The organism is Mycobacterium sp. ACS4331, from assembly GCF_001667265.1.
In the GTDB taxonomy this organism is placed as follows: domain Bacteria; phylum Actinomycetota; class Actinomycetes; order Mycobacteriales; family Mycobacteriaceae; genus Mycobacterium.
In genome coordinates, this window is sequence record NZ_LZHW01000093.1 from 43,908 (window position 1) to 62,676 (window position 18,769).

General features: G+C 69.1%; 18 protein-coding genes. 12 read left to right on the forward strand and 6 right to left on the reverse strand.

Annotated elements, in window-relative coordinates; genetic code table 11:
• Positions 1-5: 5 nt before the first annotated feature.
• From A5727_RS21660 to A5727_RS21680, 5 genes are read left to right on the forward strand one after another with little or no spacing between them, the layout of a single operon-like run.
• Positions 6-1,139, forward strand: a complete 1,134-nt coding sequence (locus A5727_RS21660; protein WP_068254846.1) for a glycoside hydrolase family 76 protein — start codon at positions 6-8, stop codon at positions 1,137-1,139.
• On the forward strand, positions 1,132-3,081 hold the full coding sequence (locus tag A5727_RS21665; RefSeq protein WP_068254850.1) for an acetoacetate--CoA ligase: 1,950 nt from the start codon (positions 1,132-1,134) through the stop codon (positions 3,079-3,081). Before A5727_RS21660 ends, A5727_RS21665 begins: the two co-directional genes overlap by 8 nt.
• A 35-nt stretch (positions 3,082-3,116) precedes the next feature.
• Positions 3,117-4,940: a Na+/H+ antiporter NhaA gene (nhaA, locus tag A5727_RS21670; RefSeq protein WP_068255017.1), complete on the forward strand. Its 1,824-nt coding sequence runs from the start codon at positions 3,117-3,119 to the stop codon at positions 4,938-4,940.
• Positions 4,941-4,970: 30 nt separating this feature from the next.
• Positions 4,971-6,095, forward strand: a complete 1,125-nt coding sequence (locus A5727_RS21675) for an XdhC family protein (RefSeq protein ID WP_068254853.1) — start codon at positions 4,971-4,973, stop codon at positions 6,093-6,095.
• Positions 6,096-6,106: 11 nt separating this feature from the next.
• Positions 6,107-7,009, forward strand: coding sequence for an LLM class F420-dependent oxidoreductase (locus A5727_RS21680; protein WP_068254856.1), 903 nt, complete (start codon positions 6,107-6,109; stop codon positions 7,007-7,009).
• A gap of 14 nt (positions 7,010-7,023) precedes the next feature.
• Here A5727_RS21680 and A5727_RS21685 read toward each other — a convergent pair whose 3' ends face one another.
• A complete protein-coding gene (locus A5727_RS21685) occupies positions 7,024-7,716 on the reverse strand; it encodes a DedA family protein (RefSeq protein WP_068254859.1) in 693 nt (230 codons plus the stop codon).
• Positions 7,717-7,807: 91 nt separating this feature from the next.
• On the opposite strand from A5727_RS21685, the gene A5727_RS21690 reads away from it, so the two are divergent.
• The 3 genes from A5727_RS21690 (at position 7,808) to A5727_RS27920 (ending at position 10,194) form a co-directional block, all read left to right on the forward strand.
• Positions 7,808-8,821 (forward strand): alcohol dehydrogenase catalytic domain-containing protein, encoded by a 1,014-nt coding sequence (locus tag A5727_RS21690; RefSeq protein ID WP_068254862.1) that lies wholly within the window; start codon positions 7,808-7,810, stop codon positions 8,819-8,821.
• A 77-nt stretch (positions 8,822-8,898) separates the two neighbouring features.
• On the forward strand, positions 8,899-9,954 hold the full coding sequence (gene fbaA, locus A5727_RS21695) for a class II fructose-bisphosphate aldolase (RefSeq protein ID WP_286150233.1): 1,056 nt from the start codon (positions 8,899-8,901) through the stop codon (positions 9,952-9,954).
• Between the two features lie 147 nt (positions 9,955-10,101).
• A complete protein-coding gene (locus A5727_RS27920) occupies positions 10,102-10,194 on the forward strand; it encodes a glutaminase (protein ID WP_197507722.1) in 93 nt (30 codons plus the stop codon).
• Between the two features lie 19 nt (positions 10,195-10,213).
• Here the strand turns inward: A5727_RS27920 and A5727_RS21700 are convergent, their stop codons facing one another.
• The gene (locus A5727_RS21700; protein WP_068254868.1) at positions 10,214-11,005 is read right to left on the reverse strand and encodes an Rv0361 family membrane protein; all 792 of its coding nucleotides are present in this window, start codon (positions 11,003-11,005) and stop codon (positions 10,214-10,216) included.
• A gap of 136 nt (positions 11,006-11,141) precedes the next feature.
• Between A5727_RS21700 and A5727_RS21705 the strand changes: the two genes are divergently transcribed.
• Positions 11,142-11,558 (forward strand): DUF3151 domain-containing protein, encoded by a 417-nt coding sequence (locus A5727_RS21705; RefSeq protein ID WP_068254870.1) that lies wholly within the window; start codon positions 11,142-11,144, stop codon positions 11,556-11,558.
• Between the two features lie 10 nt (positions 11,559-11,568).
• On the opposite strand, the gene A5727_RS21710 is transcribed toward A5727_RS21705, so the two are convergent.
• The 3 genes from A5727_RS21710 to A5727_RS21720 are packed head-to-tail and all read right to left on the reverse strand — an operon-like array spanning position 11,569 to position 13,902.
• On the reverse strand, positions 11,569-12,462 hold the full coding sequence (locus A5727_RS21710; protein ID WP_068254873.1) for a cation diffusion facilitator family transporter: 894 nt from the start codon (positions 12,460-12,462) through the stop codon (positions 11,569-11,571).
• Positions 12,463-12,501: 39 nt separating this feature from the next.
• Positions 12,502-13,281, reverse strand: coding sequence for a site-2 protease family protein (locus A5727_RS21715; RefSeq protein ID WP_068254879.1), 780 nt, complete (start codon positions 13,279-13,281; stop codon positions 12,502-12,504).
• 9 nt (positions 13,282-13,290) lie between these two features.
• On the reverse strand, positions 13,291-13,902 hold the full coding sequence (locus A5727_RS21720) for a peptidase M50 (RefSeq protein WP_231992181.1): 612 nt from the start codon (positions 13,900-13,902) through the stop codon (positions 13,291-13,293).
• Positions 13,903-13,985: 83 nt separating this feature from the next.
• Here A5727_RS21720 and A5727_RS21725 point away from each other — a divergent pair, with 83 nt between their 5' ends.
• Genes A5727_RS21725 through A5727_RS21735 form a run of 3 tightly spaced genes read left to right on the forward strand, consistent with a single transcriptional unit; the run spans position 13,986 to position 16,650 of the window.
• Positions 13,986-15,281, forward strand: coding sequence for an adenylosuccinate synthase (locus A5727_RS21725; RefSeq protein WP_068254882.1), 1,296 nt, complete (start codon positions 13,986-13,988; stop codon positions 15,279-15,281).
• Positions 15,281-15,928, forward strand: coding sequence for a PaaI family thioesterase (locus A5727_RS21730; RefSeq protein ID WP_068254885.1), 648 nt, complete (start codon positions 15,281-15,283; stop codon positions 15,926-15,928). Before A5727_RS21725 ends, A5727_RS21730 begins: the two co-directional genes overlap by 1 nt.
• Before the next feature lie 41 nt (positions 15,929-15,969).
• Positions 15,970-16,650: a hypothetical protein gene (locus tag A5727_RS21735; protein WP_082949952.1), complete on the forward strand. Its 681-nt coding sequence runs from the start codon at positions 15,970-15,972 to the stop codon at positions 16,648-16,650.
• 61 nt (positions 16,651-16,711) lie between these two features.
• On the opposite strand, the gene A5727_RS21740 is transcribed toward A5727_RS21735, so the two are convergent.
• Positions 16,712-18,748 (reverse strand): MMPL family transporter, encoded by a 2,037-nt coding sequence (locus A5727_RS21740; RefSeq protein WP_231992185.1) that lies wholly within the window; start codon positions 18,746-18,748, stop codon positions 16,712-16,714.
• Between the last annotated feature and the right edge of the window lie 21 nt (positions 18,749-18,769).

Genomic DNA, 18,769 nt, shown 5'->3' on the forward strand with positions numbered 1-18,769 from the left:
CTTGCATGGATCGGGTATGGGCCAACCGGGCGGCCTCGGCCGAGGCTGCCGTCGCCAAGCGCCATCTCAAGAAGCTGTGGGGTCTGCCGGGAACTCAGCTGGGGGTGGTCGCGTGGCCGCCCACGGGCAGCGACAGACGATTCAAGACCTGGCACTACTGGTGGCAGGCGCATCTGCTGGACTGCCTCATAGACGCGCAGGTGCGCGACCCGAAGCCCGAGCGCGTCGACTCGATCCGACGGCAGATCCGGGGCCACCAGATCCGCAACAACGGACGGTGGGTCAACAGCTATTACGACGACATGGCCTGGCTGGGCCTCGCCCTGGAACGGGCGGGCCGGCATGTGGGCGTGGACAAGCACCGGGCACTGCAGCGTTTGACCGAGCAGTTCGTCTCGTCCTGGGTGCCGGAGGACGGCGGCGGCATCCCATGGCGCAAACAGGACCAGTTCTTCAACGCACCGGCCAACGGCCCGGCCGGGATCTTCCTGGCGCGTTATGGAGACCGGTTGCGGCGTGCGCAGCAGATGGCCGACTGGATCGACGAGACCCTGATCGACCCCGAGACGCATCTGGTCTTCGACGGGATCAAGGCGGGATCCCTGGTCCGGGCCCAGTACACCTACTGTCAGGGCGTGGTCGTCGGCTTGGAGACCGAACTCGCGGTGCGAACCGAGGACGAGCGGCACGGCCAGCGGGTGGCGCGCCTGGTGGCCGCGATCGCCGAGCATATGGCGCCCGACGGCGTGCTCAAGGGTGCCGGAGGTGGGGACGGCGGCCTCTTCTTCGGGATCACCGCGCGCTATCTCGCCCTGGCGGCCACCGAACTGCCTGGCGCCGACCAGGATTCGGAGACCGCGCGCGAGACCGCCCGCCGAATCGTGCTGGCCTCGGCGAGTTCGGCGTGGGATCACCGCCAGACCGTCGATGGCCTGCCGCTGTTCGGACCGTTCTGGGATCGCACCGCCGTGATCCCGTCCGCACCCGCGGCCGCGGCCGAGGAGGCGCAGTTCGTGCAGGGGGCTGTGAACTCCTCGTCGGCGCCCGAACGCGACCTGTCGGTGCAGTTGTCGGGTTGGATGCTGATGGAGGCGGCGCACGCGCTGGATCCCTCCGCGGAAGGTGGTGCCGATGAGTGAGCCGGGTGGGTGGGCTCCGGATGTCCACACGGTGGCCAGCGCCAACGTCACGCGCTTCATGGCGTGGCTGGAGGAGCAGGGCCACGGTGAGTACACCGACTACCCCTCGCTGTGGCAGGCCTCGGTCAGCGACGTCGCGTGGTTCTGGCACAGGATCTGGGAGTTCTTCGACGTACCGGCCGCCACCCCTCCGGCGAAGATCCTCAGCGGCACGACGATGCCTGGGGTGCAGTGGTTTTCGGGTGCCACGCTGAACTACGTGGATCAGGTCTTCCGGCACGCCGATCCGGAGCGGCCCGCGATGGTGGTCGCCGGCGAGGACGGCGCCGTCGAATGGTCGTGGGAGCGCCTGCGTTCGGAGACCGCCGCGTTCGCGGCCCATCTGCGAGAGGTCGGCGTGCAACCCGGCGACCGGGTCGTCGGCTACCTGCCCAACATCGGTGAGGCCGTGGTGGCCTTCCTGGCCGCCGCGAGCGTCGGAGCCACCTGGGCCGTGTGCAACCCCGACCTCGCGGTCGGCGGTGTCACCGCGCGCCTCGGCCAGCTCGAGCCGACCGTGCTGGTGGTCGCCGATGGCACGGTGTACGGCGGGAAGCGGCACGACAAGCGCGCGGAGATCGCCGAGATTCGCAGCGCCATGCCGACTCTGAAGTCCTGTGTGGTGGTGCCCAGGCTCGGCCTGCCGGTGGAGGACGCGACGACGTGGGCTGACGCGATCGCACAACCCGCCGACCTGGTGACCACGCCGGTCCCGTTCGATCACCCGCTGTGGGTGCTGTTCTCGTCGGGAACCACGGGCACACCCAAGGGCATAGTGCACGGCCATGGCGGCGTGGTTCTCGAACATCTGAAGTACCTGAGCCTGCACCTCGACCTCCGCCCCGAGGATCGTTTCTGCTGGTACTCGACCACCAGTTGGATGATGTGGAATTTCCTGGTCGGCGGCCTTCTCGTGGGATCGACCATCGTGCTGTACGACGGCAGTCCCACGTATCCGGACACCGCTGGAATGTGGAAGGTCGTGTCCGACCATCGTGTGACGGTGTTCGGTGCGGGGGCGGGCTATCTGCTGGCATGCGCCAAGGAGGGCCTGCACCCGGGTGTCCCGGACAAGGGCGGGTACGACCTGAGCGCACTGCGCTCGGTCGGATCCACGGGTTCGCCGTTGCCCGCGTCGGGCTTCCGGTGGGTGCAGGAGGGGGTCGGACGGCGGATCCCCGTGCAGTCCTGCAGTGGCGGAACCGATGTCGTGACGGCCTTCATCGGCGGTTCACCGCTGGTTCCGGTGGTGGCCGGCGAACTGTCGTGCCTGTCGCTCGGCGCGGCCGTCGAGGCATGGGAGGACGGCGGCGTCGCGGTGATCGATTCGGCGGGGGAGTTGGTGCTGACCAAGCCGATGCCGTCGATGCCGGTGTTCTTCTGGAACGACCCGGACGGTGAGCGCTACCGCTCGGCCTACTTCGACAAATACCCCGGCGTGTGGTGCCACGGTGACTGGCTCACCATCACCGATCGGGGATCGGTTGTCGTGCATGGCCGTTCGGATGCCACGCTCAACCGCGGTGGGATCCGCATGGGCAGCGCGGAGATCTACAACGCCGTCGAGGGGATGCCCGAGATCGGCGACTGTCTGGTGATCGGCGTGGAGAAGGACGACGGCGGGTACTGGATGCCGCTCTTCGTGGCCCTCGCCGACGGTGTGGACCTCGACGACGACCTGCGTGCGCGCATCACCGCGGCGATCCGGACCACGGCGTCACCGCGCCATGTCCCGGACGACATCCTGGTGGTGCGCGGAATCCCGCGGACCATGACCGGCAAGCGCCTCGAGATCCCGATCAAGCGGATCCTGCTGGGCGCCCAACCGGCCACCGTCGTCTCACCGACCTCGGTGGATCGCCCAGAGTTGTTGTCGGACTTCACTCAGTACGCGACGAAGTGACCGACGCGGCGACCGGCCAGTCCAGCCTCGGCGGCATGCCGAGACTGGCCCGGCTGTTGCCGAGCCGGCTCGGCCGTGACCCCACGGCCCCTCGCAGCGGTGAGAACACAGCGGCGGCGATGCTTCTGGTGTTCACTGTGCTCGCGATCGTCTGGGCGAACTCGCCGTGGGCCGACACCTACACGACGTTCTGGAACACCGAGATCGGCGTGAACTTCGGCTCCCTGCACGCGGAGATGTCGGTCAAGCACTTCGTCAACGACGCGTTGATGGCGTTCTTCTTCTTCGTCGTCGGCCTCGAGGTGACCAGCCAGTTCACCATCGGCGAACTCACCGACCGGACCCGGGCCGTCGTACCGGTGCTGGCCGCGATCGCCGGACTCATCGTGCCCGCGGTGGTGTTCCTGCTGTTCAACTCCGGTGAGGACGCGCGGGCCTGGGGTGTCGTCATCTCCACCGACACGGCGTTCCTGGTGGGCGCGCTGGCCATCATCGGGCCGAAACACCCGGCCCGGCTGCGGACGTTCCTGCTCACCCTGGCCGTGGTCGACGACGTCGGCGCACTGTTGGTGATCGCACTGTTCTACTCCGACGAGCTGCGGCTGTGGCCGCTGGTGGTGGCGGGGCTGGTCCTGGTCGCGATCGCCCTGGTTCGCCTGCTGCCGGCGTGGCGCGGTCCCGCGTACTGCGTGCTGGCCTTCGTGCTGTGGTTGTCGCTGCTGCTCGGCGGCGTGCACCCGACGCTGGCCGGAGTCGGTGTGGCCCTGCTGATCCCGGTCTTTCGGCCGCAGCGCCGCCGCGTCGAGGAGGCCGTCGACGTCATCCGCTCGTTCCGGCAGTCACCGAACTCCGAGTACGCCAGGAACGCCGCGCGCACGCTGCGCGAGTCCATCTCTATCAACGAGCGCCTCCAGACGGGCTTCGGACCGTATGTGTCGTTCGTGGTGCTGCCGCTGTTCGCACTGGCCAACGCCGGTGTGCGCCTGGACCAGGCGACCATCGGCGCGGCGATGGGCTCGTCTCTGACGTGGGGCATCATCGCGGGTCTGGTCGTGGGCAAGCTGATCGGCATCACGGGTGCGACCGCGCTGGTGCGTGCTCTCGGCATCGGCCAGCTCGCACCGGGTCTGACACTGCGCCGCGTGGCCGGTGGTGCCGCCCTGTCGGGCATCGGGTTCACCATCTCGCTGTTCATCATCGACCTGGCGATCGCCGACCCGGTCAAACAGGACGAGGCCCGGGTCGGTGTGCTGGTGGCCTCGGCCGCGGCCTTCCTGCTGGGGTGGGTCATCCTGCGGGTCACCGACCGGATGAGTCCACCGGAAGCCGTGGGCGCCAAGCTTGTTCGCCCCGTCGATCCGAGCCGGGACCACATCCGAGGGAACCCGGACGCACCGCTGGTGCTGGTCGAGTACGGCGACTTCGAATGCCCGTTCTGCAGCCGTGCGACCGGATCCATCGACGAGGTGCGGGCACACTTCGGCGACGAGCTGCTGTACGTGTGGCGGCATCTGCCGCTGGCCGACCCGCATCCGCGCGCCATGGACGCCGCGCTTGCGAGTGAGGCCGCCGCGCTGCAGGGCAAGTTCTTCGAGATGAGTCGCACACTGTTCCGGTTCCAGGACTACCTGGAGTGGGAGCACCTCTATCGCTACGCCGACAGCATCGGCTGTGACATCCGCACGTTCGACGAGGATCTGCGGTCCCCGCGGGTGCGCCATCCCGTCGAGGACGACGTCCAGGACGCCGAGGTGATGGACCTGAACTCGGTGCCGACGTTCTTCGTCAACGGCCGGCGGCATCAGGGGCCGTGGGATGCCGCGAGCCTGATCCGTGCGCTGGAGGCCAGTCGCCAGTGACGCCGGGCGCGCAGCGGTTAGATTGGCATCGTGCGCGACGTGCTGAGCGACCTCCTAGCGGTCTGGCGCTCGGGCGGGACCGCGGGCGTCGGCACCGTGGTCAGAACGTTTCGGTCCGCACCGCGCCCCGCCGGCGCCGCCATGCTGGTGGCTCCCGATGGGACGGTCACGGGATCGGTGTCCGGCGGCTGCGTCGAGGGTGCGGTGTATGAGTTGGCCACCGAGGTGGCCACGGGCAGCGGGCCCGTCCTGCAGCGTTACGGCGTCAGCGACGACGACGCGTTCGCCGTCGGGCTGACCTGCGGCGGAATCCTCGACATCTTTGTGGAAGCCGTGTCGCAGCACAGCTTCCCGCAGTTCGAGCAGGTCGCCGCCGACATCGAAGCGCACGTTCCGGTTGCAGTGGCCACGGTGATCGCCCACCCCGACGCGAACCGGGTCGGGTGTCGGCTCATCGTCGGCCCGCATGACGTGGACGGCTCGCTGGGATCGGCGCGCGCCGACGCCGCACTGACCGACGACGCCCGTGGGCTGCTCGCGGCCGGGCGCAGCGAGGTGCTCACCTACGGCCCCGACGGGCAGCGCCGCGGCGAGGGCATGGAGGTGTTCGTGGCCAGTTATGCGCCGCGCCCGCGCATGCTGGTCTTCGGCGCGATCGACTTCGCCGCCGCCGTCGCGGCGCAGGGTTCCTTTCTGGGGTACCGAGTCTCGGTGTGCGATGCGCGCGCCGTCTTCGCCACGGCGGCACGGTTTCCCACCGCCGACGACGTGATCGTCGACTGGCCTCACCGCTATCTGGCCGCCGAGGTGGCCGCCGGTGCCGTCGACTCCCGGACCGTGATCTGCGTGCTCACCCACGATCCCAAATTCGACGTCCCCCTGCTCGAGGTCGCGCTGCGCCTGCCCGACGTGGCGTACGTGGGCGCGATGGGATCGCGCCGTACGCACGAGGATCGGGTGCAGCGCCTGCGCGAGGCCGGACTGACCGACGTCGAACTGTCTCGGCTGTGCAGTCCGATCGGCCTGGACCTCGGCGGACGGACGCCCGAGGAGACAGCGGTGTCGATCGCCGCGGAGATCATCGCGCGGCGCTGGGGCGGCGACGGCCGGTCGTTGGCCGAGACCGCGGGACGCATCCACCACGACGACACCTAGCATCTGTAGGTGTGACCGAACGCAGCCGCATCGATTTCCCCTCCCGCATCGGCGTCTGGTGGGCGTCGGACACCTGGCCCATGGCCGAGGCGCAGAAGGTGGCCCGTGACATCGAGGACCTGGGCTTCGGCTCGCTGTTCCTGCCCGAGACCGCAGGCAAGGAGTGCCTGACGCAGTCCGGCGCCTTCCTGGCGGCCACCGAGCGTCTGGTGGTCGGCACCGGCATCGCCAACATCCACGTGCGTCTGGCCTCGGCTGCTGAGGCGGGTGCTCGCACTCTGACCGCGCTGTATCCGGGCCGCTTCGTGCTGGGCCTGGGTGTCAGCCACGGCCCGCTCGTGGAACGCGCCCTCGGCGGCACCTACGACAAGCCGTTGGCGACCATGCGCACCTACCTGGAGCGGATGGCCGCGCTGCCCGAGCAGATCGAACCCGGAGTCGGACGTCCGCCGCGGCTGCTGGCCGCGCTGGGACCCAAGATGATCGAGCTGTCCGGAAGCCACGCCGACGGTGCGCATCCGTACCTGGTGACCCCCTCGCACACCGGCGTCACCCGAGAGATCCTCGGCACCGACAAGTGGGTGGTGTCCGAGCAGGCCGTCGCGATCGGCGGTGACGACGAGGACCAGCTGCGTCGCGCCCACCTCCACCTGGAGGTCTACAGCGGCCTGCCCAACTACCGGAACTCGTGGCTTCGGCAGGGTTTCGACGAGTCCGATCTGGTGCGCGGCGGATCGGAGCGACTGACCCGTGCCCTGGTGGGCATGGGCTCGGCCGAGCAGGCCGCCGAGGCGGTGACGGCGCACCTCGACGCCGGTGCCGACCACGTCGTCATCCAGGCGTTGGGCAACTCCCCGACGGATGACCCGCGGCCCGCACTGCGCGAGCTCGCGACGGTGCTGAAGCTCAGCTGAGTGTGCAGACCGGTCTACGCGGCCGGTTCGGTGCTGCCGTTCGGGGCGTTCTTCGCCGCGCGCCTGCGCTTGTACCACTCGATGAACATGGGTGCGACGGACACGAGGACGATCAGGATGAAGATCGGCTCGAGCAGCTTCTGGATGATCTCGAACTGGCCCAGCGAATAGCCCAGCAGCGTCAGGCCGACACCCCACACCACCGCGCCGACGATGTTGAAGATCGTGAACACGCCGTAGTTCATCCGCGCCGCGCCCGCGGTGATCGGGGCCAGCGTCCGCACGATCGGCACGAAGCGGGCGATCACGATCGCGAACGGCCCGCGCTGTTCGAAGAACGCGTGCGCCTCATCGAGGTACTTCTGCTTGAGGAAGCGGTTCTCGGGCTTGAACATCGCGGTGCCGACGTTGCGGCCGATCCAGTAGCCGACCTGACTGCCCGCCACGGCCGCGATCGGGATGAACACCAGCAGCTGCCACAGCTGGAAGTTCGCCTGCTCGGCGCCCTCAGTGGCCGCCGCGGCGGTGCCCGCCGCCAGCATTCCCGCGACGAACAGCAGCGAATCGCCGGGCAGCACCGGGAACAGCACACCCGACTCGATGAAGACCACCAGCAGCAGGCCGAGCAGCGCCCAGGTGCCGAAGTATCCGATCAGGTTGATCGGGTCCAGGAAATCCGGCATGAGCGCGAGGGTGGTGCTGGTCATGAGGCCCCAACATACCGGCGCCGCGATAAGTCTCGGTAAACGCGACGCCGCAGCCCTTCCGCGCGCCGTGCACCGGCGTTAGGTTCGACAGATGGCGACCCACACCGCAGTGCGCGTCGAATCTGCAGGTCAACCGCTGGCCCTGGTGCAGGTCGAGACCGAATCGCCGCCACCGGGCCACGTCCGGATCGCGGTGGCCGCATGCGGGGTCTGCGGCACTGACCACGGCATCGTCAACGGCGGTTTCCCCGGCCTGGTCTGGCCCGTGACGCCGGGGCATGAGATCGCGGGCACGCTTGCCGAGCTCGGGGACGGAGTCGAGGGCTTCGAGGTGGGGGACCGCGTCGCGGTGGGCTGGTTCGGCGGCAACTGCACTCGGTGCATCCCCTGCCGCCGGGGCCAGTTCATGCAGTGCGTGGACCTGCAGGTGCCCAGCCTCAACTACGCCGGCGGGTACGCCGAGTCGGTGATCACGCCGGCCACCGCACTGGCCCGGATCCCCGACGGGCTGTCCTTCACCGAAGCCGCGCCGATGGGCTGCGCGGGGGTCACCACGTTCAACGGCCTGCGCAACACACGCGCCAAGTCCGGCGATCTGGTGGCGATCCTCGGCATCGGAGGTCTGGGGCATCTGGGCGTGCAGTGGTCGCGGGCGATGGGGTTCGAGACCGTCGCGATCGCGCGGGGCGCGGGTAAGGCCGACGACGCGCGGGAACTGGGCGCGCACCACTACATCGACTCCACGTCCAGTGACGTGGCGGCCGAACTGCAGAAACTCGGCGGGGCCGTGGTGGTGCTCGCGACGGCGGCCAGTTCGGCGGCCATGGGTCAGACCGTGGGCGGTCTGGCTCCGCAGGGCGAGTTGGTCATCATCGGCGTCACACCCGAACCGCTGCCGATCAGCCCGTTGGACCTGATCGGTCCGGGCCTGTCGGTGTCGGGGCATCCCTCGGGCACGGCCCGCGACGTCGAGGAGACCATGGCGTTCGCGGTGCAGTCCGGGGTGCGGGCCGTGGTGCAGGAGCGCCCGCTGGCCGAGGCCGCCGAGGCGTACGCGGCGATGGATTCGGGTGCGGCGCGCTACCGCATGGTGCTCACGGTCTGAGCAGCCATGGACTCCGGTCGGTCATACAGAAAAGGTTCCTGCGATACTGCCAGGGACAACCGCTGCAGGCTTTAACGCTGAAGGAGAAAGTCCCCATGCCCATCGCCACGCCTGAGGTCTATGCCGAGATGCTGGGCCGCGCCAAGGAGCACTCGTTCGCGTTCCCGGCGATCAACTGCACGTCCTCGGAGACCATCAACGCGGCCATCAAGGGCTTCGCTGACGCCGGCAGCGACGGCATCATCCAGTTCTCCACCGGCGGGGCGGAATTCGGCTCCGGTCTGGGTGTCAAGGACATGGTGACGGGTGCGGTGGCACTGGCGGAGTTCGCCCATGTCATCGCCGCCAAGTACGACATCACCGTCGCGCTGCACACCGATCACTGCCCCAAGGACAAGCTGGACGGTTTCGTCCGCCCGCTGCTGGCCATCTCGGCCGAGCGTGTGGCCAAGGGGCAGAATCCGCTGTTCCAGTCGCACATGTGGGACGGCTCGGCGGTGCCGATCGACGAGAACCTGCAGATCGCCCAGGAACTGTTGAAGCTGTCGACCGAAGCCAAGATCATCCTGGAGATCGAGATCGGCGTGGTCGGTGGTGAAGAGGACGGCGTCGAGGCCGAGATCAACGAGAAGCTGTACACCAGCCCCGAGGACTTCGAGAAGACCATCGACGCCCTCGGCGCCGGCGAGAACGGCAAGTACCTGCTGGCCGCGACGTTCGGCAACGTGCACGGGGTGTACAAGCCGGGCAACGTGAAGCTCAAGCCGGAGATCCTGGCGCAGGGTCAGAAGGTCGCCGCCGCCAAGCTGGGTCTGGCCGACAGCGCCCAGCCGTTCGACTTCGTCTTCCACGGAGGTTCGGGCTCGCTGAAGTCCGAGATCGAGGATTCGCTGCGCTATGGCGTGGTGAAGATGAACGTCGACACCGACACGCAGTACGCCTTCACCCGCCCGGTGGCCGGACACATGTTCTCCAACTACGACGGTGTGCTCAAGGTTGACGGCGAGGTCGGCAACAAGAAGGTTTACGACCCGCGCAGCTACCTCAAGAAGGCCGAGGCCGGCATGACCGAGCGTGTCATCGAGGCCTGCAACGACCTGCACAGCGCGGGCCGTTCCGTCTCAGCGGGCTGACACCGACTCGAACGTGACGGATATGCACGGAAAACCGGACCGTGCCGGTGCATATCCGTCACCTTCCTGGGATATCGGCCGGGGCACACTTCGCTATCGTTGACCCGTGGCGAGCGGCTGCGGGAGTGTCCCCGACGACTCTCTCCCATGTCTTACGGCCCAGCGCTCGACGACTCGGCCAACAGCATCGGTGGCGTCCGGCTGATGCGGCTGCTGGCTCAGGAGTTCGGCGTCGAGTGATGCCGCGTTCGGCGCGAACTCAGTTGCCGGCGTCCTGGCAGATCTTCCACTGGTCGTCGCGGAACTGCAGGTCGAGGCTGCGGGTCGAGCGTGTGCTGGGGTCGGACTCCATGAACGTGGTGACGTTGGCCTCGGCGTGTTCGCCGTTGATCACGACCTGATCCACGCTGGCGATCACGGGGTACTGGCCCGCGTCGGCGACCCGGCGGTGGATCTCATCCCACTGCCTCTGGTCGTAGTTGTTGTAGCTCTCCGCCGTCTGCCCGCAGGTGATCCCGCGCAGCATGACCAGGTCGCCCTTCTCGATCGCGGTGTCGTACTTCATGATCGTGTCCTTGACCCGATCCTCCTGCGACACCCCGATCGAGGTGTTGCGGGTGAGCAGCACCGTGCCCAGCACCGCGACGGCCGCGAGGGCTGCGATCACCAGGATGAGCGCGAGCACCCAGCCCCAGCTGCGGCGGTTCCGCGGCGGCTTAGGGGCGCCGGGGCGCGGCGGGATCGCTTGCGGCGCAGCGATTTTTGGTGCGTGATCGGATCCCTGCGAGGTGTCGCCGAGGGCGGTGAAGACCTCGGTCTCGGGGTCCGGGGTGGTGTCGATCACCTGGGTCGAGCCCGCGTCCATCCCCGACGGTGCGGTGAACCGGCGCTCATCGGGGTCCACGGTGGGCAGCGGGTTTGCGTCGGTGTCGGGATCCTGCTGTGCGGAGATGATCTCGGTCTCGGCGTTCTCCGACTGCGCGTGCTCGCGCGCGGTGTCCGGATCAGAGGGCGCAGGCCCGTCCTGATCGGGCTCAGGTGGATTCGACATCGGTGCTGCGGTCCTCCACTTCGTGCGGCGGGCTGAGTAGTCCGAGCGCAAGCCTAGCGCCGCGACGATGCCGCCTCGCATCGACGGGCGTGGGGGTGGTGTGGCGGCTCGGGGGAGGAGCGGCAGAATGGTCGCCATGACGCGGATGGGTGATCTCCTGGGACCGGACCCGGTGCTGCTGCCTGGCGACAGCGAAGCCGAAGCCGAATTGGACGCCGGCGAGAAGCCCGCGATCGTGGCGGCGGCCCATCCGTCGGCCTCGGTCGCGTGGGCGACGCTGGCCGAGGAGGCTCTCGCGGACGACAAGGCCGTGACGGCCTACGCCTACGCCCGCACGGGGTACCACCGAGGTCTCGACCAGTTGCGGCGCAACGGCTGGAAGGGTTTCGGTCCGGTTCCGTATGCGCACGAGCCCAATCGCGGCTTCCTGCGCTGCGTCGCCGCGTTGGCCCGGGCCGCCGAGAACATCGGCGAGACCGAGGAGTACGCGCGCTGCCTCGACCTGCTCGACGACTGCGATCCGTCGGCGCGTGCCGAACTCGGGCTGAGCTGACGGGTCGGACTCAGCAGTCCTTCCCGGTGCCGCAGTCGTCGCCGACTCCGGGCGGTTCGACCTGCACGGTCGCGTGCTCGAGTCCGCGTGCGGCCAGGACGGCGCGGGCCTCGAGCAGCACCTGAGCCGAGTCGCCGCTGCTGGTCAGGTGGGCTGTGGCCATATCGCGGCCGGGCACCAGCGTCCACACGTGCAGGTCGTGCACATCGGTGACCCCGGGCACGGCCCGCAGCGCGGTCCGCAGTTCCTCGACGTCGATGTGGGTCGGTGAGGACTCCGAGAGGATCCGCAGCGCCGCACGCGCAAGGGCGATCGCGCGCGGGAGCACCCAGAGCGCGACCAGGACTGCGACGACGACGTCGGCGTAGGGCCATCCCGTCGTCACGGTGACGATGCCGGCGATCAGGACGCCGATGCTGCCGACGGTGTCGGCCACGACCTCCATGTAGGCGCCCTTGACGGCGAGGCTCTTCTCGGCGTGGGAGCGCAGCAGCACCACCACGAGCGCGTTGGCGACCAGACCCGCAAGGGCGACGACGATCATCGGAACGCCGGGCACCTCGGGTGCGTTGCCGAGGCGTTCGAAGGCCTCGAAGAGGATGAAGGCGGCCACGCCCAGCAGCAGTGCGGCGTTGGCGACGGCGGTGAACACCTCGGCGCGGTGCCATCCGTAGGTGCGGGCCGCCGAGGCCGAACCGTGCCGGGCCAGCAGCACCGCGGTCAGCCCCATGAACATCGCGACCAGGTCGGTGAGCATGTGGCCCGCGTCGGCGAGCAGCGCGATCGAATTGATCAGCAGTGCCGTGGTCAGTTCCAGCACGAAGAACGCCGCCAGAATCGCGGCGGCGATGACCATGCGGCTGACCCGAGAGTCAGTGTGGCTGTGATCGTGGCCGGCGCCCATACCGGCAATCTATGCGTATTGATGCATATATCGCAAGAGTCATAACCAGGCCGACCAGAACCGGGTGAGCTGGCTGCCCATCCAGGCGAACTGCTCGTTGACGCCGGACCACTCGAAGACCTCGCCGACGGCGCCGAAGAACAGCCGATTCAGCGGCGGGGCGATCAGCAGGACAACGACGATCAGGAAGCCCCACTGCTTGAACCCGTCGAGCGCGCGCTGGGTCTCGGGCTTCAGGTGCGGCTCCAGCGCGCCGTAGCCGTCGAGGCCGGGGACGGGCAGCAGGTTGAGCACCAGGGCCATCAGCTGCAGCAGGGCCAGGAACGCGACCCCGGCCCAGAACACCGCGTGGGCGGGATCGAAGAACAGCCGGACCGACACCAGGAGCAGGATCGCGAGCACGAGGTTGGCGAACGGGCCGGCCAGGCTCACCAGCGTCCGCTGCCGCGGCGTCATCCAGGATGTGCGGACATACACAGCTCCACCGGGCAGCCCGATGCCGCCGAGCGCGATGAACAGCAGCGGCAGTGCGATCGACAGTCCCGGGTGGGAGTACTTGAGCGGATTGAGCGTCAGGTAGCCGCGCGACTCGATGTCGTGATCGCCGAACCTCCACGCAGTGGCGGCGTGCCCGAACTCGTGCAGGCACAGCGAGACGACCCACCCGGCGATGACGAAGATGAACACCCCGGCATAGGCGAGCGCATTGACGGTGTCGGCCGCGAGCCAGGCCAGCACGCCGCCGAGTGCGGTGACGGCCAGGACGGCCAGAAAGATCGGGCTCGGACGCACCGACTGGCGAAGGGGACGTACGTTCACCCCCGCAAACTACTCGCGGGTGCGGCCCACCCGCAGCCAGCCCTGGGTGTGCCGGTAGAACGTCGACCGCCGAACCGGCCGTGGCATCGGCACACCGTCCCGGATGACCGTGGCGGCCGGGGTGCCGAGTTGGGCGGCCCGGCCGGTGACCCACTGCGGTCTGCGCAGCGGCCCCGGCGGCAGGACGGCGGCCCGCAGCCCCGGCATCACGTTGATGGGCTGGACCCGCAGCGCTGGGGCGTGGCCGTCGAACAACACCGTGTCGTCGACGATGGCCTCGCCCTCGATCGCCTCGGCGCCGTCGGCGGGCAGCCAGCGCGCCTCGCTGACCAGCACGGTCCCCGTCTCGTCGCGAATGAGCGGGACGCGCTGCGCGGACCCGGTCAGGGCCTGTCGGGCACCCCGGCGCCGCGTCACATGGGCCACCTCGACATCGAGCCGCTCAGTGCGCAGCAGTCGCGTCAGGACCGTCGACAGGTCGGCCGAGGAGCCCAGCACCACCACCCGGCGCGCCTGCTCGGTCACGGCGTCGATGTCGTCCGAACCCGTCACGCGGACGGTCGGCAACGTCCGCAGCGGCCGGGGCACGCGGCGGTCTCCGAAGAGCAACACAACGGTCAAGGCGGCTCCTGACAGTTCACTGGGATATGGTGGGTCACCGGCTGGACCTGAATGATCAGGCCAAATGAGCAGGAGACTATGCCATGCCGGCAATCGTCCTCATCGGCGCCCAATGGGGTGACGAGGGCAAAGGTAAAGCCACCGATCTTCTCGGTGGACGTGTGCAGTGGGTGGTGCGGTACCAGGGCGGCAACAATGCCGGTCACACCGTGGTGCTTCCCACCGGCGAGAACTTCGCGCTGCACCTCATCCCCTCCGGGATCCTGACGCCGGGGGTCACCAACGTGATCGGCAACGGCGTCGTCGTCGACCCCGGTGTGCTGTTGACGGAGCTGTCCGGGCTCGAGGAGCGCGGAGTCGACACCAGCAGACTCCTCATCTCGGCCGACGCGCATCTGCTGATGCCCTACCACGTGGCGATCGACAAGGTCGTCGAGCGCTACGCGGGCAACAAGAAGATCGGCACGACGGGTCGCGGGATCGGTCCGTGCTACCAGGACAAGATCGCCCGAATCGGCATCCGCGTCGCCGACGTGCTCGACGAGGGGCTGCTGGCCGACAAGATCGGCGCGGCGCTGGAGTTCAAGAACCAGGTGCTGGTCAAGATCTACAACCGCAAGGCGCTGGAGCCCGACGAGGTGCTGACCAACCTGCTCGAGCAGGCCGCGGGCTTCAAGCATCGGATCGCCGACGCGCGCCTGCTGCTCAACGAAGCCCTGGAGAACGGCGAGACGGTCCTGCTCGAGGGCTCGCAGGGCACGTTGCTCGACGTCGACCACGGCACCTACCCCTTCGTGACGTCGTCGAACCCGACGGCCGGCGGCGCCGCGGTGGGCTCGGGCATCGGACCCACCCGCATCACGACGGTGCTGGGCATACTCAAGGCCTACACGACGCGCGTCGGGTCCGGGCCGTTCCCGACCGAGCTGTTCGACGAGCACGGCGAGTACCTCGCCAAGACCGGCGGGGAGATCGGCGTGACGACGGGCCGCCGCCGGCGCTGCGGGTGGTTCGACGCGGTGATCGCGCGCTACGCGACGCGGGTCAACGGCATCACCGACTACTTCCTGACCAAACTCGACGTCCTGTCGTCGCTGGAGACGGTGCCGATCTGCGTGGGTTACCGCGTCGACGGCAAGCGCACCGACGAGATGCCGATGACTCAGGCCGACATTGCCCGCGCCGAGCCCATCTACGAGGAGATGCCGGGCTGGTGGGAGGACATCTCGGCCGCCCGCGAGTTCGACGATCTGCCCGCCAAGGCGCGGGACTACGTGCTGCGCCTCGAGGAACTCGCCGGAGCGCACGTCTCCTGTGTCGGCGTGGGGCCGGGCCGGGATCAGACCATCGTGCGCCGCGACATCCTGGCGGCTCGGTAGTGAGTCACGACTACGGTCTGGATCCGCGCAGGGCGGATCCAGAGTACGACCGGCATGGCGGGTTTCCGGTCTTCGAGGCCGCCGAGCCGGGTCCGGGGTTCGGCCGGTTCGTGACGGCGATGCGCCGCCTGCAGGATCTGGCGGTCTCAGCCAACCCGTCGGCGGACACCTGGACCGACGCGGCCGACCGCGTCGAGGCACTGGTGTCTGAACTCGCGCCGTTCGAGGCCGCCGAAGGCGTCGGGCCGGCCAACCGCGTGCCCGACCTGCCGGGCGCGGGCAGCCTGCTCGCACCGCCGTGGGTGGTGGACAAGTTCGAACCCGACGAGGTGCGGCTGCGCGTGACGTTCAGCCGATACCACGTGGGCGGCAACTACGCGGTGCACGGCGGTGTGCTGCCAATGCTGTTCGACTCGCTGTTCGGCATGGTCATCCACGCCGCGGGCCGGCCGATCAGCCGCACCGGTTTCCTGCACGTCGACTACCGCCGGGTCACCCCGATCGACGTCGAGTTGCATGCCCGCGGCTGGATCCGAGAAGCGCAGGGGCGCAAGGCTTTCGTCAACGCCGAACTGCGCAACTCCGACGACGAACTGTTGGCCGAGGCCCACGGCCTGATGATCCGGCTGCTGGCCGGACAGCCCTAGTTTCACCCCGCCGCCGCCGCGGTCTGCGCTTGAATGTCCCGGTGAAACCGAACAGACTGCGCCGCCTGTCCACTCCGCGCGCCGCCGGCCTGGCCGGCGTGCTGTTCGCGGTGCTGTTCGGTGCCGCCCTGGTGCTGATCCGCACGGCCGTGCCGGAGGGGGCGGAGGCGGACTCGCCGTGGCTCGACGGCGCCACCACCCATCTGAAGTGGGCGTCGGTGCTGATGCCGTTCGCCGGCATCGCGTTCCTGTGGTTCATCGGTGTGGTGCGCGACGGGTTGGGCGGGTACGAGGATCGGTTCTTCGCCACGGTGTTGTTCGGCAGCGGCCTGCTGTTTCTCGCGATGATGTTCGCCACCTCGGCGGTCGGCGCCGCGCTGATCGCCACGCGCGCGGTGTCGGTCGACCCCGCCGTGCACGCCGAGTTGGCGGCGTTCGGAAGGGTTCTGCTGCTGACGTTCTCCAAGACCTACGGACTGCGGATGGGCGCGGTGTTCATGATCTCGTTGGCGACCATCTGGCTCAAGACGGGTCTGATGCCGCGCTGGCTCATCATCGGGACGTACGTTGCCGCGCTGGTGCTGCTGCTCGCCAGTGACCTCAGCATGTGGACCGTGCTGGCGTTCCCGGCCTGGGTTCTGGTGGTCGGCGTGCTGGCGCTGAGCCGTGCCGGGGTGATCGACATGCACTTCGGTGAGGACAGGCGCCACGACGCCGTGTGACGTGCGGCCGCGCGCCCCCGGAGAACGCGAGACGTGAACCTCTGCGCACCGATACGGCGTGTCATCGCCGACGTTTACGTGTCGCCGTCGCTGGCGCCGCGTGGCGGGGTGCGCGCTCGGCCGACTGGTCGGCACGGTCGGCTTGGCCGGTGTCGTCGGCATCGAATCGGGCCGGCCACCACACCCGCGGCCCGATCAGCGTGAACAGTGCGGGGATCACGACCGTGCGCACCAGGAACGTGTCCAGCAGGATCCCGAGGCCCACGATGATGCCCACCTGGGTGAGCACGATCAGGGGCAGCACGCCGAGAACGCAGAACACCGCGGCCAGCACGATGCCCGCGCTGGTGATGACGGCGCCGGTGGCGGAGACCGCACGCACGATCCCGGTGCGGGTGCCGTAGGTCGTGGTCTCCTCCCGCGCCCGCGTCACCAGGAAGATCGTGTAGTCCACGCCGAGGGCCACCAGGAACAGGAACGCATAGAGCGGCGTGCTGGTGTCGAGTGCGGGAAAACCGAAGACGTGCAGGCTGACCCAGCCGCCGAGCCCCAGCGCGGCGACCGAGGACAGCACCGTCACGCCGACCAGCAGCACGGGAGCCAGCACCGAGCGCAGCAGCACGACCAGCACGACGAGCACCACGGCCAGGATCGCGGGGATGATGATCACCTGATCCCGGCTCGCCGAGTCGCGCACGTCGAGCGCCGTCGCGTCGGCGCCGCCGACCAGGGAGTCGGGATCGGCCTCGTGCACCGCGGAGCGCAGGGCGGTGATCGTGTCGAAGGCCTCGTCGCTGGCCGGGTCGGCGTCGATGATCACCGACCACTTCGTCAGCCCGTCGTGCTCACCGCTCGGGGCGCCCGACACCACACCGCTGGTGCCGTCGATGGCCCGCTGGATCGCCGCGGCGGCCTCGGTGGAGCCGACGACGTTGGTCGGGTCGGTCATGCCCGACGGGAAGTGTTCGGAGAGCACTTCGAAACCGGTGACCGACTCGGCCTTGACCCGGAACTGCTCGACCTGCGTCAGGCCGGTGTTCACTCCGAGCAGGCCCGAGGCCAGCACGAGCAGGGCGGCGATCGAGGCCGTCAGCACGACCGCCGGACGTTTGGCCACGCCGGAGGCGATGCGATGCCAGACCCCGGTCTCGACGGTGTCCTCGGTGCTTTCGCGGTCCGGATTGGGGATGAACGGCCAGAAGAGCCGCGTGCCGAACACCGCCAGCAGCGGCGGCAGCACGAAGATCGCGAACACCGCCGCGATCACCAGGCCGGTCGCGGCCTGCAGACCCAGGCTGCGCGTGCTCGGTGCCGCACCGAACAGCAGCGTCAGCAGGGCCAGCACGACGGTGGCATTGCTGGCGACGATCGCCGGGCCCGCGGTGCGCACCGCGGTCGCCAGGGCCGCCCGGTGCTCACGGGTGTGGCGCAGTTCCTCGCGGTAACGCGAGATCAGCAGCAGTGCGTAGTTGGTGCCCGCACCGAACACCAGCACGCTCGTGATGCCCGCGGTCGAACCGTCGGCGATGAGGCCGGCCGCGGTCGTGACGCGTTCGCCGGCCACCGCGCCCACGCGGTCGGCGATCGCGACCACCAGAAGGGGGACAAGCCACAGGATCGGTGACCGGTAGGTGAGGATCAGCAGCAGCGCGACCACCGAGGCCGTGACGGCCAGCAGCGTGAAGTTGGCGCCGGAGAAGGCGTTGGCGATGTCGGCGCCGAACGCCGGCCCGCCCGTGAGCTGGGTCTGCAGCGCCGCGGGCAGACCGTCGGCGGCGGCCTCGCGCATCGAGGTCACGGTGTCGGTGAGGGCGAATCCGGACAGCTTGGAGTCCACGGGCACGGCCGACAGCGCGGCCTTGCCGTCCTCGGACAACGCGGGCGGGGAGCCCTTGATCCGCTGACCCGCGGCTTCGGCGGCGGCACGGTCTTCGGGCGTCAGCGGCGCGCCGTCGGTGCGCGTGACGACCAGGATCGCCGGCGCCCTGTCGCCGCCGGGGAACTCCTTGATCAGTGCCGCGGCCCGTGCGGACTCGGCGGTGTCGGGCAGCGCGACGGGCGACTGCGATGCCGAGTCCGAACTGCCGGCGAGTCCCATCAGGGCGCCCGAGGCCAGGAT